Here is a 1,153-nt window from a genome sequence, read left to right on the forward strand (position 1 = left end):
CAGTTCACCGCCTCCTTCGACGCGGTCCTCGCGGATGCCGGTATCGACGCGGTCGAGATCCCACCCCGGACTCTGCGGGTGAACGCCTACGCGGAACGGTTCGTCCGCACGGTCCGAACGGAAGTCACCGACCGGATGCTGATCGTCGGCGAGCGGCACCTGCGCACCGTCCTGACCGAGTACACCGTCCACTACAACGGACGACGACCCCACCGCGGCCGCGGCCTTCAGCCACCACGGCCCGACCACCCCATCGCCGACGTCACGACGACACGGATCAAGCGCCGACCCGTCCTCGACGGCTTGATCAACGAGTACGAACGGGCAGCCTAAGAGCGTGTCTCAGGTGGGGTGTGGGAGTTTCTTCCAGCAGGTGATCGCGGCGGCCAGGCAGAGGAATCCGAGGAAGTTACGGCCGTTGCGTTCGTAGCGGACGGTCAGCCGGCGGTAGCCGTCAAGCCACGCGATCGTTCGTTCGATCTTCCACCTGTGCCGGCCGAGACGTTCGGTGCTCTCCACCCCGCACCGGGCGATACGTACCGCGATACGACGCCTGCGCAGGAAACGACGCAGCTCCGGCTGGTCGTAGGCCTTGTCTGCCCGCAGCTTGTCCGGCCGGCGCCGCCGTGGCCCATGCCGGGAACGGATCGCCGGGATACTCGCGACCAGCGGGATGAGGACCTGGCTGTCATGCAGGTTCGCCGTCGAGACCGCCACAACCAGCGGCAACCCGGCCCCGTCGGTCAGAACATGCAGCTTCGAACCCGCTTTGCCACGATCGACCGGGTTCGGACCGGTCAGAGATCCCCCCTTTTCGCCCGCAGACTGGCCGCGTCCACGATCACCGACGACCAGTCGACCTGCCCGGCCCCGCCGTGGGCGTCGAGGACCGCCCGGTGCAGCCGGAACCAGACCCCCGCCTGGGTCCAGGTCTGGAACCGGCGGTGCGCCGTGGGTACCGACACCCCGAACTCGGCAGGCAGATGCCGCCAGGCGCACCCCGCCGTCAGCACGTAGACCACCGCAGTGAACACCGCCCGATCCTCTATCGGCGCGGTCCCACCACCCTGGTGGCGGGTCTCGAACCGGGGCAGCAGCGGTTCCACCAGCTCCCACAGATCGTCCGGGACCAGCCGCAGAGCGAGGCTGCTCC

Annotated in this window: 2 protein-coding genes; one reads left to right on the plus strand and one right to left on the minus strand. The window is 68.6% G+C overall.

Annotated elements, in window-relative coordinates; all coding sequences use genetic code 11:
- The coding region (locus FMEAI12_RS28185; RefSeq protein WP_146776783.1) for an integrase core domain-containing protein at positions 1-333 on the plus strand (333 nt) is incomplete at its 5' end.
- A 9-nt stretch (positions 334-342) separates the two neighbouring features.
- Here FMEAI12_RS28185 and FMEAI12_RS28190 read toward each other — a convergent pair.
- Positions 343-1,139 (minus strand): IS5 family transposase gene (locus FMEAI12_RS28190; protein ID WP_235014682.1). Its coding sequence is split into 2 segments (ribosomal slippage): positions 343-807 and positions 810-1,139, totalling 795 coding nucleotides; the frame shifts between segments, so codons are not numbered across the junction.
- Positions 1,140-1,153: the final 14 nt, after the last annotated feature.

The sequence above is a fragment of the Parafrankia sp. Ea1.12 genome (assembly GCF_900465275.1).
GTDB classification, from domain to species: Bacteria; Actinomycetota; Actinomycetes; order Frankiales; family Frankiaceae; genus Parafrankia; species Parafrankia soli.